Source organism: Nonomuraea turcica, assembly GCF_030718205.1.
Classification (GTDB): domain Bacteria; phylum Actinomycetota; class Actinomycetes; order Streptosporangiales; family Streptosporangiaceae; genus Nonomuraea.
Genome location: NZ_JAUZQF010000011.1, coordinates 186,966 through 205,328, shown reverse-complemented (window position 1 = coordinate 205,328; position 18,363 = coordinate 186,966). Strand labels below are relative to the sequence as shown.

22 protein-coding genes are annotated in these 18,363 nt (G+C 66.9%); 12 read left to right on the top strand and 10 right to left on the bottom strand.

The window, feature by feature from the left end; genetic code table 11:
- Window positions 1-132 precede the first annotated feature (132 nt).
- The 4 genes from Q9G87_RS28305 to Q9G87_RS28290 form a co-directional block, all read right to left on the bottom strand.
- Window positions 133-630, bottom strand: a complete 498-nt coding sequence (locus Q9G87_RS28305) for a hypothetical protein (protein ID WP_305919526.1) — start codon at window positions 628-630, stop codon at window positions 133-135.
- Window positions 631-725: 95 nt separating this feature from the next.
- Window positions 726-1,127, bottom strand: a complete 402-nt coding sequence (locus Q9G87_RS28300; RefSeq protein ID WP_305919525.1) for a DUF6640 family protein — start codon at window positions 1,125-1,127, stop codon at window positions 726-728.
- Between the two features lie 20 nt (window positions 1,128-1,147).
- The gene (locus tag Q9G87_RS28295) at window positions 1,148-2,071 is read right to left on the bottom strand and encodes an NADP-dependent oxidoreductase (RefSeq protein ID WP_305919524.1); all 924 of its coding nucleotides are present in this window, start codon (window positions 2,069-2,071) and stop codon (window positions 1,148-1,150) included.
- Window positions 2,072-2,235: 164 nt separating this feature from the next.
- Entirely contained in the window at window positions 2,236-2,727 is a 492-nt protein-coding gene (locus tag Q9G87_RS28290) for a YfbM family protein (protein ID WP_305919523.1), read from the bottom strand.
- Between the two features lie 227 nt (window positions 2,728-2,954).
- Between Q9G87_RS28290 and Q9G87_RS28285 the strand changes: the two genes are divergently transcribed.
- Window positions 2,955-3,551 (top strand): TIGR03086 family metal-binding protein, encoded by a 597-nt coding sequence (locus tag Q9G87_RS28285; RefSeq protein WP_305919522.1) that lies wholly within the window; start codon window positions 2,955-2,957, stop codon window positions 3,549-3,551.
- Window positions 3,552-3,786: 235 nt separating this feature from the next.
- On the top strand, window positions 3,787-4,254 hold the full coding sequence (locus Q9G87_RS28280; RefSeq protein ID WP_305919521.1) for a GNAT family N-acetyltransferase: 468 nt from the start codon (window positions 3,787-3,789) through the stop codon (window positions 4,252-4,254).
- A gap of 251 nt (window positions 4,255-4,505) precedes the next feature.
- On the opposite strand, the gene Q9G87_RS28275 is transcribed toward Q9G87_RS28280, so the two are convergent.
- Window positions 4,506-5,033 carry an RICIN domain-containing protein gene (locus Q9G87_RS28275; RefSeq protein ID WP_305919520.1) on the bottom strand — a complete coding sequence of 176 codons (528 nt, stop codon included), beginning with the start codon at window positions 5,031-5,033 and terminating at the stop codon, window positions 4,506-4,508.
- A gap of 428 nt (window positions 5,034-5,461) precedes the next feature.
- Between Q9G87_RS28275 and Q9G87_RS28270 the strand changes: the two genes are divergently transcribed.
- From Q9G87_RS28270 to Q9G87_RS28260, 3 genes are all read left to right on the top strand, one after another.
- Window positions 5,462-6,877, top strand: coding sequence for an ABC transporter substrate-binding protein (locus Q9G87_RS28270; protein ID WP_305919519.1), 1,416 nt, complete (start codon window positions 5,462-5,464; stop codon window positions 6,875-6,877).
- A gap of 93 nt (window positions 6,878-6,970) precedes the next feature.
- Entirely contained in the window at window positions 6,971-7,312 is a 342-nt protein-coding gene (locus Q9G87_RS28265) for a sterol desaturase family protein (protein ID WP_305919518.1), read from the top strand.
- Between the two features lie 11 nt (window positions 7,313-7,323).
- Window positions 7,324-7,941 carry a cadmium resistance transporter gene (locus tag Q9G87_RS28260; RefSeq protein ID WP_305919517.1) on the top strand — a complete coding sequence of 206 codons (618 nt, stop codon included), beginning with the start codon at window positions 7,324-7,326 and terminating at the stop codon, window positions 7,939-7,941.
- A gap of 79 nt (window positions 7,942-8,020) precedes the next feature.
- Here the strand turns inward: Q9G87_RS28260 and Q9G87_RS28255 are convergent, their stop codons facing one another.
- Entirely contained in the window at window positions 8,021-8,494 is a 474-nt protein-coding gene (locus Q9G87_RS28255) for a nuclear transport factor 2 family protein (RefSeq protein ID WP_305919516.1), read from the bottom strand.
- Window positions 8,495-8,574: 80 nt separating this feature from the next.
- On the opposite strand from Q9G87_RS28255, the gene Q9G87_RS28250 reads away from it, so the two are divergent.
- On the top strand, window positions 8,575-9,165 hold the full coding sequence (locus Q9G87_RS28250; protein ID WP_305919515.1) for a TetR/AcrR family transcriptional regulator: 591 nt from the start codon (window positions 8,575-8,577) through the stop codon (window positions 9,163-9,165).
- A 227-nt stretch (window positions 9,166-9,392) separates the two neighbouring features.
- Here the strand turns inward: Q9G87_RS28250 and Q9G87_RS28245 are convergent, their stop codons facing one another.
- Window positions 9,393-9,962, bottom strand: coding sequence for a TetR/AcrR family transcriptional regulator (locus Q9G87_RS28245; protein WP_305919514.1), 570 nt, complete (start codon window positions 9,960-9,962; stop codon window positions 9,393-9,395).
- 62 nt (window positions 9,963-10,024) lie between these two features.
- On the opposite strand from Q9G87_RS28245, the gene Q9G87_RS28240 reads away from it, so the two are divergent.
- Window positions 10,025-10,432: a nuclear transport factor 2 family protein gene (locus tag Q9G87_RS28240; protein WP_305919513.1), complete on the top strand. Its 408-nt coding sequence runs from the start codon at window positions 10,025-10,027 to the stop codon at window positions 10,430-10,432.
- Between the two features lie 290 nt (window positions 10,433-10,722).
- The gene (locus tag Q9G87_RS28235) at window positions 10,723-11,184 is read left to right on the top strand and encodes a hypothetical protein (protein ID WP_305919512.1); all 462 of its coding nucleotides are present in this window, start codon (window positions 10,723-10,725) and stop codon (window positions 11,182-11,184) included.
- Between the two features lie 456 nt (window positions 11,185-11,640).
- On the opposite strand, the gene Q9G87_RS28230 is transcribed toward Q9G87_RS28235, so the two are convergent.
- Complete coding sequence (locus tag Q9G87_RS28230) at window positions 11,641-12,951, bottom strand: FAD-binding oxidoreductase (protein WP_305919511.1); 1,311 nt, start codon at window positions 12,949-12,951, stop codon at window positions 11,641-11,643.
- 109 nt (window positions 12,952-13,060) lie between these two features.
- Window positions 13,061-13,420 (bottom strand): DUF4267 domain-containing protein, encoded by a 360-nt coding sequence (locus Q9G87_RS28225; RefSeq protein ID WP_305919510.1) that lies wholly within the window; start codon window positions 13,418-13,420, stop codon window positions 13,061-13,063.
- An 84-nt stretch (window positions 13,421-13,504) separates the two neighbouring features.
- Between Q9G87_RS28225 and Q9G87_RS28220 the strand changes: the two genes are divergently transcribed.
- The 4 genes from Q9G87_RS28220 (at window position 13,505) to Q9G87_RS28205 (ending at window position 17,364) form a co-directional block, all read left to right on the top strand.
- Entirely contained in the window at window positions 13,505-14,080 is a 576-nt protein-coding gene (locus Q9G87_RS28220; protein ID WP_305919509.1) for a TetR/AcrR family transcriptional regulator, read from the top strand.
- A 536-nt stretch (window positions 14,081-14,616) separates the two neighbouring features.
- Window positions 14,617-14,958 carry a hypothetical protein gene (locus tag Q9G87_RS28215; protein ID WP_305919508.1) on the top strand — a complete coding sequence of 114 codons (342 nt, stop codon included), beginning with the start codon at window positions 14,617-14,619 and terminating at the stop codon, window positions 14,956-14,958.
- A gap of 376 nt (window positions 14,959-15,334) precedes the next feature.
- Window positions 15,335-16,009 carry a response regulator transcription factor gene (locus Q9G87_RS28210; RefSeq protein ID WP_305919507.1) on the top strand — a complete coding sequence of 225 codons (675 nt, stop codon included), beginning with the start codon at window positions 15,335-15,337 and terminating at the stop codon, window positions 16,007-16,009.
- Window positions 16,006-17,364, top strand: a complete 1,359-nt coding sequence (locus Q9G87_RS28205) for a sensor histidine kinase (RefSeq protein WP_305919506.1) — start codon at window positions 16,006-16,008, stop codon at window positions 17,362-17,364. The genes Q9G87_RS28210 and Q9G87_RS28205 overlap by 4 nt, the downstream gene beginning before the upstream one ends.
- Here the strand turns inward: Q9G87_RS28205 and Q9G87_RS28200 are convergent.
- Window positions 17,327-17,860: an SgcJ/EcaC family oxidoreductase gene (locus Q9G87_RS28200; RefSeq protein ID WP_305919505.1), complete on the bottom strand. Its 534-nt coding sequence runs from the start codon at window positions 17,858-17,860 to the stop codon at window positions 17,327-17,329. The two genes, Q9G87_RS28205 and Q9G87_RS28200, sit on opposite strands and share 38 nt — an antisense overlap.
- Window positions 17,861-18,363: the final 503 nt, after the last annotated feature.

Below are 18,363 nucleotides of genomic sequence, written 5' to 3'. Positions count from 1 at the left end.
TCTCGGCCTCGCCATACGGGCACGCTACTTGTTTTACACCGATCGGTGCAATAGGAGGTGGAGAGAGGCGAGAAACACGCCATAGTCGCGCCACCCCTCCACCTGGCTCCGCACCTATCCGAGAAACAGCTCCTAGTCGCGGGGCCTGGGGTTGCAGTGGATCCACGCGCCGGGGTCGACGTCATGACTGGTGCTTCCCGCCCAGAACACGCATGTCTCCAGGTGCGAGGCATTGCCGAGCCGCAGTGCCCCGGTCGCGCGGACGTAGACGGGGCCCGCGTAGTACTTGAAGGAGCCCCGCTGGATGCTGCCCAGGCCAGGCCGGGTGGCCGGCCTGCCGTCCACCGCCCGGTGGAGCGAGGCGGTCACGGGGGTTGGCGTTCCGACGTCCTTCTTCTTCAGCGTGACCACGCAGTTGGTGTTCTTCTGCCTGTTCCACATGAGGTAGACGTCCGCGGCCCGGATGTCGACCCGCTTGACGAACGTGTACCCGCTTCCGCACACCGCGTGGGGCTTGTACGGGTTTGGACCCTGGGCAGAACCGGCACCGGCCTGGGCCGGCGTGGCGAGCGTCACAGCCGCGGCCGCCGCCACGATCGCCCCCGTGACAACGCTCGTCTTCTTCTTCACTCTGTGTCCCCTCGCGCGCTGACATCGGACGGTCCTGCCCCTTCGGCAGGGATAGTCCGTTGTCTCGATCGTTGTGGCTTTAGCATCGGCCTGGTTCACCGCAGACGGCGGCGTTCCAGGGCGTATCCCGCCGCGTTGAGGCCGAGGATCGGTAGCACGAACAGCACGATCTGGTTCGCGGGAAGCCTCGGCGTTTCCGGGTCGTAAAAGTCGGCGTCAGGGTAGAGCGCCGCCGACGCCTGGGTGATCCAGTACAGCGAGGCCGCCGTCGTGGCGGCGAGCAGGCGGTCATGGGAGAGCTCCGTGCGCCGCAACCACAGCGAGGCCAGCGTGGACAGTCCCAGTGCCGCTCCCATGCTCATGGTCTGCCCGTTGTGGAATTTGGCGTGCGGCGGCCAGTTGGGGTTGTGGATGTGGGTCTCGTTCCAGTCCGCCACGAACGGGCTGATCGCGGTGAACAGCGCGGTCGCGGTTAGGATGATCTTGCCTGCGCTCATCGTGCCTCTCCTTGGTGAAGTCAGAACGTGACCACGACCTTGCCGCGGGTGTAGACACCCGCGACCAGGTCGGCCACCGCCTGAGGGGACCGGGCGAACGGGTACGTCGCGGCGACGTCGACCGCCAGTCGCCCTTCGGCCACTCGCGCGGCCTGCCGTGCCAGGTCGCCGGATTCGGGGGTCATGTAGACGTACACCGGTGTGAGGTCGTCGATGGTCTCAGGTCCGTAGAGGGTCGAGACCAGCCGCCCGCCCCGCCGTACGGCACGAGCCGTGGCCCTCAGGGTGACACCCGCATTGACCAGGTCGATAACGGTGTCGAACCCCTCGGGGCGCAGCCGCAACGCCTCTTCGACGGTGTCGGAGCCGGTGTGGTCGATGGTCAGGTGCGCGCCGAGGTCGCGGGCGTAGGCGGTGTCAGCGGGCGCGGCCGTGGCGAATACCCTGGCACCCTCCTGAGCGGCCAACTGGACGGCGAGCCCGCCGACTCCGCCGGTCGCGCCGACGACCAGCACGTCGTGGTCCGGTTTCACCTCCGCGGCGGCGATGACGCACTCGGCTGTCATGGCGACCGTGACCAACGCCGCCCCCCGCACCGCGTCCAGCCCGCGCGGCAGATGCACCAGCCCTGGACCCACGGGGACGACCACGTACTCGGCGAGGGTGCCGCGCCCGTAGACGGCCACGTCGTCGCCCACGGCGAACCCGGAGACCGCCTCGCCGGCCGCCGTCACGATCCCCACGGCGTCCATGCCGAGGACGAACGGGTGCTGGACAGGGAACATCTCCTTCAGTTCTCCAGTGGCCAGCTTGGCGTCGAGCGGGTTGAGCGCCGCTGCCACCACCTTCACCAAGACCTCACCGGGCCCGGGGGAAGATGTCGGGACCTCGGCGACCGAGAGCTGATCAACAGGAGCATATGAGGAAGCGATGAGTGCCTTCATGTCGCATAGCCTGGCCCGGCCGTTCGGCCGAGCGGCACTGGCCGTTCGAACGGTTTCACCTAGCCCGAAGAGCAGCAGGCTCTTCGCCGTAGATCGCCTAGGGTGAGGTCACGGACGCCCGCTATCTGCTCTGTCCACTGTCGTCCCGAACGATCGGCCGATCGCTACTGATCTACCGTGAAAATCACGGAGCGGCCTTCGTCCGCCGCCAAGTCGTAGAAATGCCGTAGATCCTTATAACTTGCCCAGGTGTACCGGAAGTCGTCCACGGTATGCGGTCCGGCATAGTCAGTCGTGTCCAACGCGAGGTAGCGGCCCTGCAACCACGCTTCGTTGACGTCTCTGAGCGCCGTCGCGATATCCCGCACCTGTTCAGCGGTCACGTATCGGACGACATAGTCGTCGCCTTCATAGAGCTGCCGTCCACCCAGGATGGCGTACGTCAGCGGGTACCCGCCGGCATCGAGTTCCAGCGTTCCGTCACTCAGACACCGATGGAGCGCGTCCCAAGCCTTGTCCGTCTCCACGAGGAACGGCCGGGCCCATTCCTCTTCGATCTCCTCGATGAGGCCCATGACCGCTTCGTCATCGGGCGCTGCGAGCAACCGCTGCTCCTGCACTCGGGACAAAGCGAAATGAACACCACGGCCTGTCATGCTGCCTCCGAAGATCCTTACGGCCGAGCGCATCGTACCGCCAAGCTTTCGGCCGCCGGCGCGTACGCCGCTGAGCGAGCGCTTGGTCTCAGCATTGCGGTGCGTGGCGTTCGCTCAGCGGATACCGCCGCGCGGACGGGAGATTGTCGGCGGCAACCGATGACTTCTTCGATCCTGGGGAGTCAGCACGGGTGCAGCGAATGAGGTCCGACGGAGAGGAAACCGCCATGCCCATGATCGATCTGGAGTCCGCTGCCCGCGAAGTGGTAGGCCTGTTGGATGGCGTGACCGAGGACCAACTGGACGATCCAACGCCGTGCGCTGACACCCCGGTCGCCGCACTGCTCGACCACCTCATGGGCTTGTCGATCGCGTTCACCTGGGCGGCCCGCAAGACCACCCCGCCCGAAGGCGGACCAGGGCCGAGCGCGAATGCCGAGCGTCTCGATCCGCAGTGGCGCACGCTGCTTCCGCAGCGGCTCGATGAGCTGGTGGAGGCCTGGCGTGACCCGATCGCCTGGGAGGGGATGACCGAGGCCGGCGGCGTGACGATGCCCGCTCAAGAGATGGGCATGGTCGCGCTGGACGAACTGGTCCTGCACGGCTGGGACCTGGCCCGCGCCACCGGCCAGCCGTTCACGTGCAACCCGGCCGACACGGCGGCCGTCCTCGCGTTCACCAGCGCTTCGGCGCAACCGGACCAGGCAGCCAGCCGGGAAGGGCTCTTCGGACCGGTGGTCGAGGTCCCCGAGGACGCCCCGGCGTTCGACCGCGCACTCGGCTTCGCCGGTCGCGACCCCGCGTGGACGCCCAAACTGGCGTGACCATCAAGGTGGTTTGGCGATTGCTGTGACCGGAAACGTTCACCGGGTCGTGGGTCAAGTGAGCGCCTTGAGGTCGCGACGTGAGCCGGGTTGGACATCGACCACTCTGAAACCCGTTGGACACGGGCCAGGGCGCTCCGCGATCATCTGCGCTGTGACAGATGAGTTTGGACGCCTGCCCCCGGCCCCTACCGGATTGAAGTCAGTGAGATTTGTTGATCTGACGAGCACGGCCATGACCGCCTTGCTGGATGACGACCTTGCCCGGGCCAGTGTCGAGGCAGGAGTCGAGCTCACGGAGTACTTCCTTACCGATCAGGCGAAGTGGGTCTGGGGGTATCGGATCAATCAGCTGGCCTCGGACCCGGGTAGCGTGGGGTGGCTCACCCGAGCCGTAGTGGCCGAGCCCGAGGGCGTCGTGGTGGGGTATGCCGGTTTCCACGGGCCGCCGGACGAGATGGGCATGGTGGAGATCGGTTATTCGGTGGCTCCTGGCTACCGTCGTCAGGGGTACGCCAGGACGATGTTGACCGAGTTGATGCGCCGGGCCGCAGCCGAATCCGGAGTCAGGACTGCACGGGTGACGATCGGTCCCGGGAACACCGCGTCCCTGGCCACGATTTCCGGATTCGGCTTCGTCGAGGTCGGAGAGCAATGGGACGAGGTGGACGGCCTCGAGCTCATATTTGAAGTGCCTGTCTGAATGAGCTGCTGCCAGAAAGCGAACCAGAGCCGCACATCATCGCGGATCCAACGTCAGCCGGATCAGCAGTCGGCGCGATCGTCCGGCCCGCTACAGCCCCGGTACCGCGCTCGCGCCGACTCGCAGGCGCCCGATGCCGCAGGGCGCACCATCTCCACCTCCAGCCAGAGGCGCCACGTTGAGCAGCCCCGTACGACGCTGCCCCTCGTAGATGCGCGGATCGGCATGAGGAGGTGGTCACGCCATTCGGCTCAGATCACGTAAATGGCGTATTCGTCCAGCTCATCCGCGCAATTCCCGACGATGGAATTGCCTGTCGTGTAAGTGCGGAGACAGTTTCCAGGGGTGCCCTGATAATAGGTCCTGATGTAATGAAGATTCGCGCCGGTGACGGATCCCGTTCGCTGCAGGAGCCACCGCTGGTTAGCCGTCCCCAGGCAGGTGTAGAGGTAGACGATGTTGCTCGTGGACGTGTCGAGGGACTTGTCCAGGCACAGGTTCGACCCATACAGCTTGAAGGTGACGACCCACGCGCCCTGGTGCGTCGAGACGACGTTCATCTCCCATAACTGCTCCGAGCCGAGCAGTTGGTTCACCGGATCCCGGGATTCGGCGAAGCCGAGCACTCCGAGGTGCCGGGTGGGGGAGTGCTTCTGCTTGATGTAGACGATCCTGGGCGCCGCGAGACCGGACGATGCCGAGGCCGGCACGACGACCGTCGCCGCCGCGAGGAGAAGGCTTGCTGCGATGACCGCCAAACGGCGCAGCAATCGAGGCATGAGCACGCACCTTTCCGTCGAAGGAGGGACCCACATTCTCGTCTATGCAATTGACAGGCGAGATTTCCCGAAACGTGCCGCGATCAGTCGATGGCCGAGCCGGGGCTTATGTGGCCTCCGCACCCCTGGGTGGTCAAGCGCACCCCGAGGCTGGCTCATGTTTTCCTTCTGTCAAACCCGCGACTACGAGGCCCTGTCACCAGCTCCTAAGCCGTGATCCACATCGCCATAATCGACCTCATGACCCGCCGCCTCGCCGGCGAATCCACCCCCGCATGACGCATTACCTGAACGCGGGATCGAAAAGGACTAAACGCTCATTTAGGCACGGACCGACTTTCTCGGCCTTTTCCTCCGCCTGAATAATTCCGACAACTTCTCTGCCCCGGTAACCTTGCAGGATTCTTTGACTCCGGCGGAGAGTCGTCGTGGGCCCCGATGCTCGCCATGCCGATCAACGCGCGCTCGGGCTGATCTTCGACCTCTTCCTGGCCGGAACGAAGTACCTGATCCATGGTGTGATCACCCCAGGACCGAAGCAGGTCCTCCACCCCCAGGAGGTAGGAGCCGTGGGCTCTGGCAAGAAGATGTGGACGGTAGCGTTGCTGGCCACTGCTGTGCTGGTGATCACTGCGGCCTGCGGTGGCGAAGGCGCCGACGGCAAGATCAAGCTGCGCTTCTCCTACTGGGGCACTGACGCTCGGCAGAAGATGACCGAAGAGGCGATCAAGAGGTTCGAGGCGAAGAACCCGAACATCGACGTCGTGGGAGAGTTCTCCGGCTTCGGCAGCTACTACGAGACGCTGGCTACGAAGGTCGCGGGCGAGGATACGCCTGACGTCATCACGATCGAGATCCGCGGCCTGCGGGAGTACGCCGAGCGCGGCACGCTCGCCGACCTCTCCAGCAGGGTCAACACTGCCGACATCGACGGCAAGGTGCTGGCCACCGGCTCGATCGACGGCAAGCAGGTCGCCATCCCCACCGGGGTCAACGCCTGGTCCCTGGTCGTGGACCCGAAGGCGATCGAGAGCGCGGGGCAGAAACTACCCGACGACACCACGTGGACCTGGGAAGAATACATCGACTTGGCGGCGAAGATCACCGCAGGGGCCGGCGGCAAGGTCTACGGCACGCAGCAGGCTTTCAATCCGGCCTTCCTGCAGATCTTCGCCGCTCAGCGGGGCGACCGCTTCTACGACGGCAACAAGATCGGCGTCTCGCCCAATACGCTCAAGGCATGGTGGGCCATCCACCGGAAGCTGGCCAAGACCAAGGGTTCTCCTGACATCCCCAAGAGCGTTGAGCTCGGTGCCCAGAACGCGGACCGGTCGCTGTTCGCCACCGGAAACGGCGCGATGGGGATGTGGTGGAGCAACGAGCTCGGTGCGATCAGCAAGGCGTCGGGCGGCAAGGAAATGGAGCTGCTGCGGATGCCGAAGGTACAGGGCGCCTCCGCCGGCGGCATGTTCCTGCAGCCCGCGATGTTCTACACCGCCTCGGCGAAGTCCGAGCACGCGGCCGAGGCCGCCAAGTTCATCGACTTCATGATCAACGACCCGGAGGCGGGCCGGATCATCCTCAGTGACCGCGGCCTTCCGGCCAGCTCCAAGGTGCTGGCGGCGGTCCAGGACAAGCTTTCGGAGACTGACAGGAAGACGCTGGCCTTCCTCGACGAGATCAAGGGCGAGCTCACGGATCCGCCTGCCGCCCCGCCGAAGCTCGCCAGCGCCATGGAGGGCATCCTCAAGCGGTATACGGATGAGGTGTTGTTCGGCCGGATGACCCCTGACGACGCCGCACGGAAGTTCATCACGGAGGCCAACGCCTCCATCGCAGGCTGATGCCCTGCCAGACACGGGCCGCAATAACGCCAATGACAAGGTGGCTCGGCCAGGGAAACGCACGCCTGCGCACCCCTCGCCCTGGCTGTGGCGGTGCAACTGCTGCTGCAGCACTCCAACGCCGACTACCACGTCGGCGCATTCAAGTACGTGCTCGCCCTCAACGAAGGCCACCGCTTTCACCACCTGAAGTGGGCCGGCATCGGCGACGTCAACTTCGGCCTGTTCACTCTGGCCTGGGATCACCTGCTGGGCACCTTCTCCTACGATCCGGCCCGCCGTTTCACCTCCGAGGTGCTCGGCATGGCCGCCAACTACCCCACTGCCTACCTGGCCCAGCTCGCCGAACGCTTCCGCGCCTCCGGCGCTTGCCATGCCGACCTCACCCCGCCTCCACCTCAGGCCGGGCAGGACGCTGCCAGTGCCGCCCGGTAGGTTCGCCGGTCATGACCGTGCTCGCCGACCAACTCGCCCCCACCCTGGCTGCGGCCGTCGCCATGTTCGCCGGCACCAACATCGACGACCTCGTCGTGTTGACGGTGCTGTTCCTGTCCGCCCGCGCCGGGCGCGTGCTGCGGCCGTGGCAGATCTGGGCAGGCCAGTACGCCGGCATCGGTGCGCTGGTGGCGATCTCGGTCATCGCCGCGCTCGGCCTGGCCCTGCTGCCCGAGCGGTGGGTGGGCCTGCTCGGGCTGATCCCCCTGGCCCTAGGCGTGCGCGGCCTGCTCGGCGCGCTGCGCGCCTCCGGCGGCGGCGAGTACAGCGGGCGAGCGACGGCGACGGGCGTGGTCTCGGTGGCCGGGGTGACGATCGCCAACGGGGCCGACAACATCTCCGTCTACACCCCAGTCTTTCGCACCATCGGCCCGGCCGCCACCATCCTGACCATCGCGGTGTTCGCCGCCGGGGTCGCCGTATGGTGCCTGGCCGCCTCCTGGCTCAGCTCCCACCGCGCCGTCATTGCCGCCGTCGAACGCCACGGCCACTGGATCGTCCCGCTGGTGTTCATGGCCATCGGCGTGGTCATCATCGCCGAGTCCGGCATCCTGGCCACGATCTTCTGACCCCCGGTTGCGCGCGGCGTCGTCACCACGGTAGGCGTTGGAGTTGGTAGCACCACCGCGGCTGTGTCAGGTCCGAGCGCTACTGGGCTGGCGCGTCTGCGCCGGCGAGGTCCTGCGGTGGCCGGGTCAGCGCCTCGGTGATCGCCGGGATGTCCTGGTACTCGCGCCAATGCTTGATCAGGCCGTCGCGGATCCGCAGCACGGCGATGCAGGTCACCGAGGCCTGAATGCCGGTGGCGATGACCGTTCCGGTCAGCTCGTATTCGACGACGATGGCCTCGGGGTCGTCGGTTTGGTGGGTGGTCAGTTCGCGGAACTGCTCGAACCGCACCAGCAGGCCCGCGCCGCCGGTGCGGTAGTACGACAGCCACGCCTCGCGACCCTCATAGCGCTGCATGCCTGGAGGGGCGAACGGCGTCTCTACCACGACATCTTCGGCCAGCAACTCAGCTGGAAGGAGTGTTGCGTCAGCGCCGTCCCCGTTCAGGACTGCTTCCTGCATGCGGGCGTAGATCGCGAGTGGGCCTGCTGTCTCAGTCGTGGTTCGGGTCATGGTCGAATCTCCTGAGTTAAAGTGAGTGGGACTCGACAACATAATGAGTCACACTCACCTTGGCAACTGTTGGAGGACCGATGAATCGAGAAAGCGTGCTGCCTGCCAGCGACGGTGCTGGTGAACGACCAGTTCGCGCCGACGCTCGCCGCAATCGAAGCCGCATCCTGGAGGCGGCCGAAGCCGTGTTCGCCGAGCAAGGCGCGTCGGCCTCGACCGAGGCCGTGGCCGCACGCGCCGGTGTCGCGATCGGCACGGTGTTTCGCCACTTCCCGACCAAACCCGAACTCCTCGCGGCTGTGGTGATGAATCTGCTGGACCGACTCATCACTGAAGTCGACGCGATGGTCAACGACTCCGAAGCCGCAACAGCCCTCTTCGAGTTCTGCGCCCGCGTCATGGCGATCAGTGCCCAGAACAGGGCCCTGTTCGAGCGACTCGCCGAAACCGGAACTCGGGTCCATGTCGGCGACGCCCTGACACGCCTCCGGCCCGCCGTCGACATGCTGCTCGAGCGCGCCCAGAAGGCAGGCGCCGTCCGCGACGACCTGCGACCCGATGAGTTGATCCCCCTGCTCGCGGCGATCTGCCAAGGGGCGATGACCGATGGGTGGAGCGAGCAGTTCCGCCATCGCGCGCTGACCATCCTCTTCGACGGCATGCGCGACTAAGCTTGTCGTTGAAGTTCAGCGAGAAGACCAAGCACCAGATGATCCCTGACTGGCCGTACTCCGCCGTCGCTGATCAACCACGCCGTGATCTTCTAAGTGCTCGTGGGCGCTGTCATTTCTGACCGACATTCCCGGCGTGGATCGGCCCTCAGCGCTGTTCAAACTCAGGATCTGGCGCACATCTCGTGATGGTTACGTTTCGATCTTGATTGCGACTGTGTGGACTGTCATGCATTTGGCAGCGGGAGTACTGCGTGGCAGGCAGATGTGATCAGCTCATCGACCAGTGGTGGCGGCGAGCGTCGTTCCAGCAGATAGCGCCGGACTGCGCCGTATGGGACATCAACCGTGGCGAAGGTCAGCCGTTCGCGGTCGACGCCGGGATAGCGGGCGATGAAGGAGTTCAGTGCGTCCGAAACCTGGGCGTTCAACGTGTCGAGGTCCGCGCCGAGTTCGGCAGGCCATCTGGTGGCCAGTTCCTGTCGGCGATGGAGCAACAACAATGCGGCCTCCGCGGGATGCCGGCGGCACCACCTCGGTGTGTGCAGGGCGGCCGCCTGAGCGTCGCCGGTGGCCAAGGCCTCGACGAACCCGCGTTGAAAACTCCGCACGCTACGTATCCACACGGTGGCCAGCAAGAGATCGCGGGAACTGAATCGGTGGTACAGCGATCCGGTCGGAGCGCCGAGCCGGGCGGCGATGGCGGCCATCGTGACGGCGCCCAGTCCGGCCTCGGCCGTGATGGCCAAAGCCGCATTGAGAATCTGGTCCTGGCTGAACTTGGCTGCTCTTCCCACTGGGCGTCCCTCCATGATAGTAGTGAACTCATTCTAGAATATGTCGTCTACTAAGGAGCGACATGCCCACGGGGTCCGAAATCGTCCAAGGCTTCTACAGCGCTGCCCAAGCAGGCGACGGCGCCGCGATCCTCGCCCTCCTCCATCCGCAATTCCAGGCCCACACCGCACCGGGCATGCCGTGCGGCGCCGGAGGCACCTTCCAGGGGCCGCAGGAGACGCTCACCCGGGTCTGGGGCGCGGTCTTCGCCGAGTACGACACCGCCCCCTTCGAGGAGGCCTGGCATGAGACCACCGATGGGATCGTCGTGGTCACCGGGCATTACCGAGGCGCCGCGCGAGCCACTGGACGCGCCTACCAGGCCGAGTTCGTCCACCTGTGGCGCGTCACCGATGGGCAGATCTCCTGGCTGCACCAGTACACCGACACCGCGCGCTGGCACGAAGCTCTCGCGCCGGTGACTGGTTGAAACGCCACCATATTTGCCTCGGGTGACCCCTGTGCGCCCGTCACCTAGCCGATCCGGACCAAGGCCAGCGTTCAAGATCGAATCGTAACCATCACGAGATGTGCGCCAGATCTGTAAGTGGCCGCGAGCCTTCAGAGATATCTGGCCGCTCCCACCGGGGCAGGGGGTTCGACCCACGACATGCTGTGGACATACCACTGCTATACCGCCGGTGTTTAGCATTCTTCGCGGTGTTCTGATCACAGGCGGAGCACCGCGAAGTTCTCGTTAACTGACAAGGATCGAATCTCATGCGGAAGCTCTCCCCCTCGAAGATGCTCGCCACTGTTGTCGGGGTCTCTGCGGCCTTCGCCGTGCTGACGCCGGCCACGACCGCCACGGCCTCCACCACCACCGCCTCCTCGAGCGTCTCTTCGGCCGGCTGCAAGGACAAGTGGAGCAAGCTGAACACGAAGGACGGCTTCGTCAGCTACGTCCTGAAGCTCTGCAGCAACGGCTACGGCGAGGCGCGCGGCAGCGTGACGGACACCAAGAACGACGTCTGGACGACCGTGGTCGAGGTCTCCTTCAAGAAGAGCAACGGCAACGAAATTTACGGCGGGTACAAGGAGGCCGGCCGGAACAAGGGCCACAAGAGCTTCAAATGGTCCACGACCCGCACCAACCTCGACCGGATTACGATCAGGGCCAAGCGCTGCCTCCCGGGCACGATCGTGTGCAACAACACCAAGACCTACACGCTCTACCCCTGATCTGAGGCGTGGCAGTCGGGTCGCCACATCCTGGAGATCAACATAGCGTCCAGCGCTCGACAGACGACAACGAGCGGTTCGGCCACCGCCTGCTACAGAGACTGGCCTCCAACTGGTGGTGGTGGAGACCCGGATCACTACCCACACTTCGACCCCTCGCGGCCGGACTCTGGATGGTCGTCGCCGCCATCGCCGCAGGAACAGCGATCTGGATCACCACCGCGTGGCTGCTCAGTACGACCGACAAAGTGCCGACGGAACTAGAGCGGGCCAAGCTTCGAATTGAGGCGGTGCGAACCGGACTTGCCGCCGGAGCCGCAGCGGCAGTCGGCTTGATGCCGGCCTTCCGCCGGGCAACATCATCAAGAGGTCGCTACGGCGCTGAGCGACCACGGTGCGGCCGAGCGGCGCATCACCGAGCGCTACACCAAGGCGGCCGACCAACTGGGAACCGATCTATCCGAGCACCGGGTAGTTCGCGCGGAACACGTTGTGGGGGTCACGGGCCCGCTTGATCTCCCGCAGCCGCGCGAGCGCGCTGCCGGAGAAGGACTTCGCCGCCGTCTCACCGGGGGACAGCAGGGTGTACGGCTTGCGGCCGCTGATGTAGGCATCCAGGTCGGCCACGACCTCGGCCTGCTTGGCGCGCGTCGCATCGGCCGCGTGCGGCAGGCCGAGACCCACCAGGCCGAGCAGGTACGGCTCAGCCACTGCGCCGCTCGCACCGGCCCCGTCGCCCGGCTCGGCGAGCGCCCCGCCCAGGTGCCTGATCTGCACGTTGATGAGCGGTTCGACCGGCTTGGCCAGCAGGAGCTCCACCGCGTCCGCGTCCAGGCCGGTGAGCAGCTCGGCGCGAGCGATGGATGGGGCCGGATCGGTGGGCTCGGCGGCGATGTCACCCAGGTCGGCAACCGGGACGACGCCGCGGCTGTCGAAGATCGCGCCCTCGATCTTGTCGATGCGCGCCAGCAGGTCCTCCCCCTGAGCCGCCTCACCTAAGTAGGCCAGATCCAGCGTCACCATCGGCGACGCGCCGGGTGGCTTGAGCCGGTTGATCCAGACACTGAGTTCACGCGGCGCCTCGGCGGTGATCTCCAGGAACGCGTCGTACACCTCCCTGGTCCGGTGCTCCGGCCAGATCACGCGCCCGCCGTACAGGACTGGCGCGGGATACAGCTCGAGTTCGAGGGCGGTCACCACCGCGAAGTCCCCGCCACCGCCGCGCAGCGCCCAGAACAGCTCGGGATCGGACTCGGCGGTCACCCGGCCCGGCTCGCCATCGGCGTCCACGATGTCGATAGCCCGCACGCTGTCGGAGGCCAAGCCGTACTTGCGGCTGAACCAGCCGACCCCACCGCCCAGGGTGTAGCCGGTCACGCTGACCCCCGGCGCGCTGCCGGACAGGCCAGTCAGACCCAGCGGACCGGCCGCCGCCAGCACCTGCCCCCACTTCGCGCCCGCGCCCACCCGGACCACGCGCTCCTCCGCGCGTACCTCCACCTCGTTCAGCAGGCCGGTACGCAACAGGATCAGGCCTTCCACATCACCCGAGGCGCCATGCCCGCTCGGCTGCGCGGTCACGGTCATACCCGTCCGCCGCGCGTAACGCACGAGCGCTGCCACGTCATCGGCATCCGCGGCCTCCGCCACGGCCGCCACCGGCTGCCTGACGGTCAGATTCCACGCGGTGGCCGCCTGTTCAAGGCCGTCGTCATCGGCCAGGAGCACGCGCCCCTTGAGGACACCGCGCAGATCGTTGATCGTCATCGTCGTCTCCCTTTTCGAGTTCTCAGAAAATGCGAAGGAATACCGTGCTGCACTACGGCAAGGACGGCGCCCTGACCAGCCCGGACAAGGATTAGGCCCGAAACCTCGATCACGCCAGGATGAGAATGGCCGCGATCACCACCATCACCGCGGCGGTGAGGCCGTGGACGCCGAACGCCACCGCCCGCGGACCCTTGTTCCTGAGCACGACGACCATGTCGCCCAGCGGGGCGAACACACTGGCGAGAATCAGCCAACCGAGCATGTGCTGGTTTCCCGTCACGAGGGCCGGGAGCACGACGAGCCCGGCCGTGATGTCCCGTACGCCCTTGACGGTCAGGTACGCGTTCATGGACACGGGAACCCCGTAGCCCGCCGCCGACGCGACCGGCTGCAGCAGGAAGCGGATGCCGATGAGGATGATCCCGATGGCGATCAGTCCGGCGAGCCAGGTGGCGATGGTAACCATGCCGTCTCCTTCGATCGTTGCTAGAAGTATTAGCGACGCTAGCCTAACGGCGCTCACTTGTCTAGCGGTGCTAGCATCTGGAGGGTGTCCACACAGCAGCGCAGAGAACGCGAACGCGCCCAGCGCCACGACCTGATCGTCAAGACCGCCCGCAAGCTGGCCGAGTCCGAGGGCTGGGACGCCGTTACCACCCGCCGCCTGGCCGACGAGATCGAGTACAGCCAGCCGGTCCTGTACAGCCACTTCGCCGGCAAGGACGCCATCGTCGCGGCGGTGGCGCTGGAGGGCTTCACGGAACTGGCCGTACGCCTGCGCGCCGCGACCCGGACGGGCGAGCCGCGGGCCGCGCTGGAAGGGCTGGCCAGGGCCTACATGGCGTTCGCCGAGGAGAATCCCGCGCTGTACGACGCCATGTTCACGATGGCCGTGGACCTCCCGTTCGGCCAGGACGACACCCCGGAGCCGCTCCGGGACGGCTTCCAGGCGCTTTTGTCCGGGGTCGCGCAGTTCGCCGACGGCCGCGACCCGGCGATCCTGACGGAGGTCGCCTGGAGCGCCCTGCACGGGCTGATCGTCCTGTCCCGCGGCGGCCGACTCCCCGCCTCAGGCCGCGAGGCCCGCCTGACACTGCTGCTCGACCAGCTCAGCGCCACCCGCTGACCCAGCCACGTACGGTCAGTCGTTCCACACGGCGGCGACCCCCCGAACGGCCAAACGGAGCGGCTCGGCTTCCTCGCCACCCAGATCGCCGGCACGCCAAGTGGACCGGCCACGCCGTAAGGGCCGCCCGCGAGTCCGTCGAACAGATCCAGCCCGACCTGATCATCCCCACCGGCGGGCGCAAAGGTCGTAACCCATGCCCGGCCAGCATCTACCAGGCCCTGGCCGAACACGCCACACGCCAGCTTTAGGCGGTCTAGCGGAGTGCGCGCGTAGTGTCGCGAGACGAGAGGCTTTGGCTGACGGTGCTCTGCCCTGGACGCGCCCACTCGAGAGCAGGCCACGCGGGCGCGATCACTTCGCGAAAGGTGGTTGTGCTTCCCGAGTCCCCGCTCGATCAACACCATCGTCGCCGAGGGTTCGGGCCGCTGATCAGTACAAGGTCAGCTCTCCCGCGATGGCTGACCAGCTCACCTTCGCCCTCGATCGAGTTGTTCTGAACTCGTTTTGGCATGGCCAGCGGCAACAATAGGAACATGCGGGATTTATCGACCAGAGCTGTCCTGGGGCGTGCAGCCCTCATCGGGTTGGTGACGGGCATTATCCCCACGGCCATCATCTGGGCGGACATGCAGGAGGAAGAGCTCGACGGGACCGCTCTCCTGCCGGACATGTTCCTGCTGGCGATAATCCTGGGCACAGTGGGTGCGCAGATGGCCCGGCTGCCGCGCTGGGGCATGGTCGGTCTTGTCGGGGGCTCTGCGACTTGGTTGCTCATCGGTGCCCTCGCGGTGCTGGTGCCGGTTCGACTGTCGCTGCCGAGAGCGCCCCAGACGCTCTCCGCGGCCGGTACTTGGCCCTCAATCAGCTCGCCGTGACTGTCGCAGGAGCTGTCGCTCCGGTCGCGCTCTCCGGGTTGCTGTCCAGCGGGGCAGCCGCGATCTGGCTGACCTTGGTCGGCGTCAGCGTCCTCGGAGCCACGCTCGCCACTACGATCGGCAGAGTGGTGCCAGCGGCGCAAAGCCGCATCGGAGGTGTCTAGAGACGGGACTGGGTAGCGCGCAGCAGTTGATGACCTGGTCGACCGATCCCGACATGCCCACCGACAGCGGGCGCTCCATCCGCGCCGAAACGCCCGGTCGCCGATCATCAACGTAGGCGGCGCGACCATCCCTGCCGACCGGCCCGGATACGCCAGGCAGGCCATAAACTCCCCTGTCATCCGAACCGCGACTGCACTTCCGGGATGCTCTTGTGCGCGTACTGCTGGTGGAAGACGACGAGCCGATCGCTGAATCGCTGCGCCGCGGCCTGACGCGGTACGGGTTCGAGGTGGTCTGGGTCACGACCGGAGCGGCGGCGCTGCAGGCTGAGCCCGCCGATCTGGTCCTGCTGGACCTCGGGCTGCCCGACACGGACGGCCTGGACGTGTGCCGTGCGCTGAGAGCCCGGGGCGAGGTGCCGATCATTGTGATCAGCGCGCGCAGCGACGAGACCGACCGCGTGGTCGGGCTGGAGATCGGCGCCGACGACTACGTGTCCAAGCCATTCGGGGTACGCGAGGTGATCGCCCGCATCAGGGCGGTGATGCGGCGGGTGAAGCCGCCGCAGGAGAAGGTGGAAGTCGCGCCTGACCGCTACGGCCGGCTGAGCGTCGACCGCAGAGCCGCCCGCGCGTACGTCGACGGCGAGGAGGTGCCGCTCACCCCCAAGGAGTACGAGCTGCTGGCCTTCCTCACCGAAGAGCCGGGGGCGCTGATGACCCGCGAGCAGATCATGGAAGCGGTGTGGGACGCCAACTGGTTCGGCCCCACCAAGACCCTCGACGTGCACGTCGCGGCGCTGCGCCGCAAGTTCGCCGGCGTGCTCGCCATCGAGACGGTGCGGGGTGTCGGCTTCCGGCTCGTCGTCGGCCCCGGATCACCATGAACCGGCAGCTGATCGTCAGCTATGTGCTGCTGGTCGCCGTCGCGCTCGCGGCCTTCACCGTTCCCGTCGCCTTCACGCTGACCACGCAACTGCGCGAGGACATCGAGCTGGGCGTCCGCCGCGAGGCCACCACGATGGCGTTGCTGCTGGCCAACGACGACGCACCCGCCCGGCAGGCCCTGGCTCGCATGGCGGAGGCGTACGGGCAGGAGACACCCGGCAGGGTCGAGGTGATCTCCTTCCGCCGGGGCGCTGTGCCGCCGCTGCCCGCGCCCACGGCTGCCGGCGACGCGGACTTCACCCGCGCGCTCCAGGGAGACGTCACCGTCCGCTGGGACTCCTCGCTCTATGTCACGGTGCCGGCGCGGGCCGCCGACCGGCGGATCGTCGGCGCGGTACGGATCGTCTACCCACCCGGCGAGCTCAACGACCGGTTGTGGCAGGTCTGGGGCTTCCGCGCGGTCCTGGCCGCCGCCGTGCTGGCGGTGGCGGCGGTGCTCGGGACGCTCACCGCGCGGCGGCTCACCCGGCCGCTGCGCGAGCTGCACGAGATGGCCAGCAAGTTCGGCGACGGCGACCTCACCGCCCGCTCCCCAGTCACCGGCCCGGCCGAGACGCAGACCCTCGCCAGGACCCTGAACTCTGGCGCTGAACGGCTGGAGACCCTGATCAACGCCCAGCGGGTCTTCGTCGCCGACGCCTCCCACCAGCTGCGCACGCCGCTCACCGCGCTCCGGCTGTCCTTGGACAACATCGCCGACGGCGTCGACGACGAGTACGTACGGGAGGACGTGGAGCAGGCGACCGCCGAGGTCGTCCGCATGAGCCGCCTGGTCAACGGCCTGCTGGTGCTGGCCAGGGCCGAGAGCGAGGCCACCGCCGCCGAGCCGCTGCCGCTTGCCGAGATCGTTGAGCAGCGCCTCGGCGTCTGGCGCGTGGCGGGTGAAGAGCGGGGCGTGCGCTTCACGATCGCGTGGCCGCCCGATCCCCGCCCTCTCGTCATGGCCAGCCCCGGCCATCTCGACCAGGTCCTGGACAACGTCCTGTCCAACGCCCTGGAGGTCTCTCCGGACGGCGGCACGATCACGGTGCGGGTGGAGCCGCGCGGCGACGAAGTCGTGCTCGACGTTTTCGACGAAGGGCCCGGCATGCCGCCGGCCGAGAAGGCCCGGGCCTTCGACCGGTTCTGGCGCGGCCGGGGACTCACCGGGCGGGCCGGCTCCGGCCTGGGCCTGGCTATCGTCAAGCAACTGGTGACCGACGACGGTGGGAGCGTCGCCTTGCGCGACGCTCCCGGCGGCGGGCTGTGTGTGCGGATCAGGCTTCGGGCGGCAGCACCGAGGAGTGGTGGTTGACGATCAGCCACTTGCCGCCGCGCTTCTCGTACAGGTACGTGTAGCGGGCGTCGACCGCCTGCTTCTTGCCGTCCTTGCCGGTGAGGGTGAAACGGTACAGGCCGGTGTCGATCGCGGTGTCGGCGTCCAGGACCTTGACGATGGTACGGATCTTCTTGCCCGTCGGCTTCTTCTGCAGGAAGTGCTCGAAGTAGTCCACGATCTGCGCGCGGTTGGTACGGATCTTGGGTGAGGCGGTGGGGAGAAGGACGGCGCCGGGCGCGTACAGGTCGGCGACCTTTCGGGGGTCGCCGCTGGTCAGGGCGGCGTTCCAGGTGATGAAGAGTGCCGCGATCTGCGCCTTGGACGGCTTGGCCGCGGCGGCTGGCTGGGCCGGCTTGGCTGCGGCGGGCGCCGCGTGGGTCTGGGCCGTCGCCTGGCCGCCGCCCGTGGCCGTGACGAGAAGAACGGCTCCTGCGGCGAGGGCTGCGCAGGTAGAAACTCGAAGATTCACCATGATCTCCCATACTCCGGTGCGAATTGGGGGAATGTTCGCAACCACCATGGCGAGCAGCGGGATAAGACCAGTCCAGCGCCAAGGGCGCGTAAGGGAAGCGCCTGGACAAATCACTCAGAGTTACGGTCCGGTCACCTCAGGGGATGTGGGTCGCCGCCTGTATGGGACAGGTGGATCAGCATTCATACGACCGGGCCAGCGCCACGGGGGTTTCCGGCTCGGGATAGGACTCCGGGTCACGGCCCCAGTGCTGTCTCCGAGGACACCAGAACTGCGAATCGTCCATGCAGCTTCGAGGTCAGCGCGAGCGGAGAAAGGTCAGCGCGGCGAGAACCCTGCGGTGATCGTCGGCGTCCGGGCCGAGGCTCAGCTTGGTGTAGAGGCCGGTGACGTGCTTGGCCACGGCGCCTCCGACACGTACAGGCGCGCGCGATCGCACTGTTCGACCGGCCCTCGGCGACCAGCGCGAGCACCTCGCGTTCGCGTGGCGAGAGCGCGTCCAG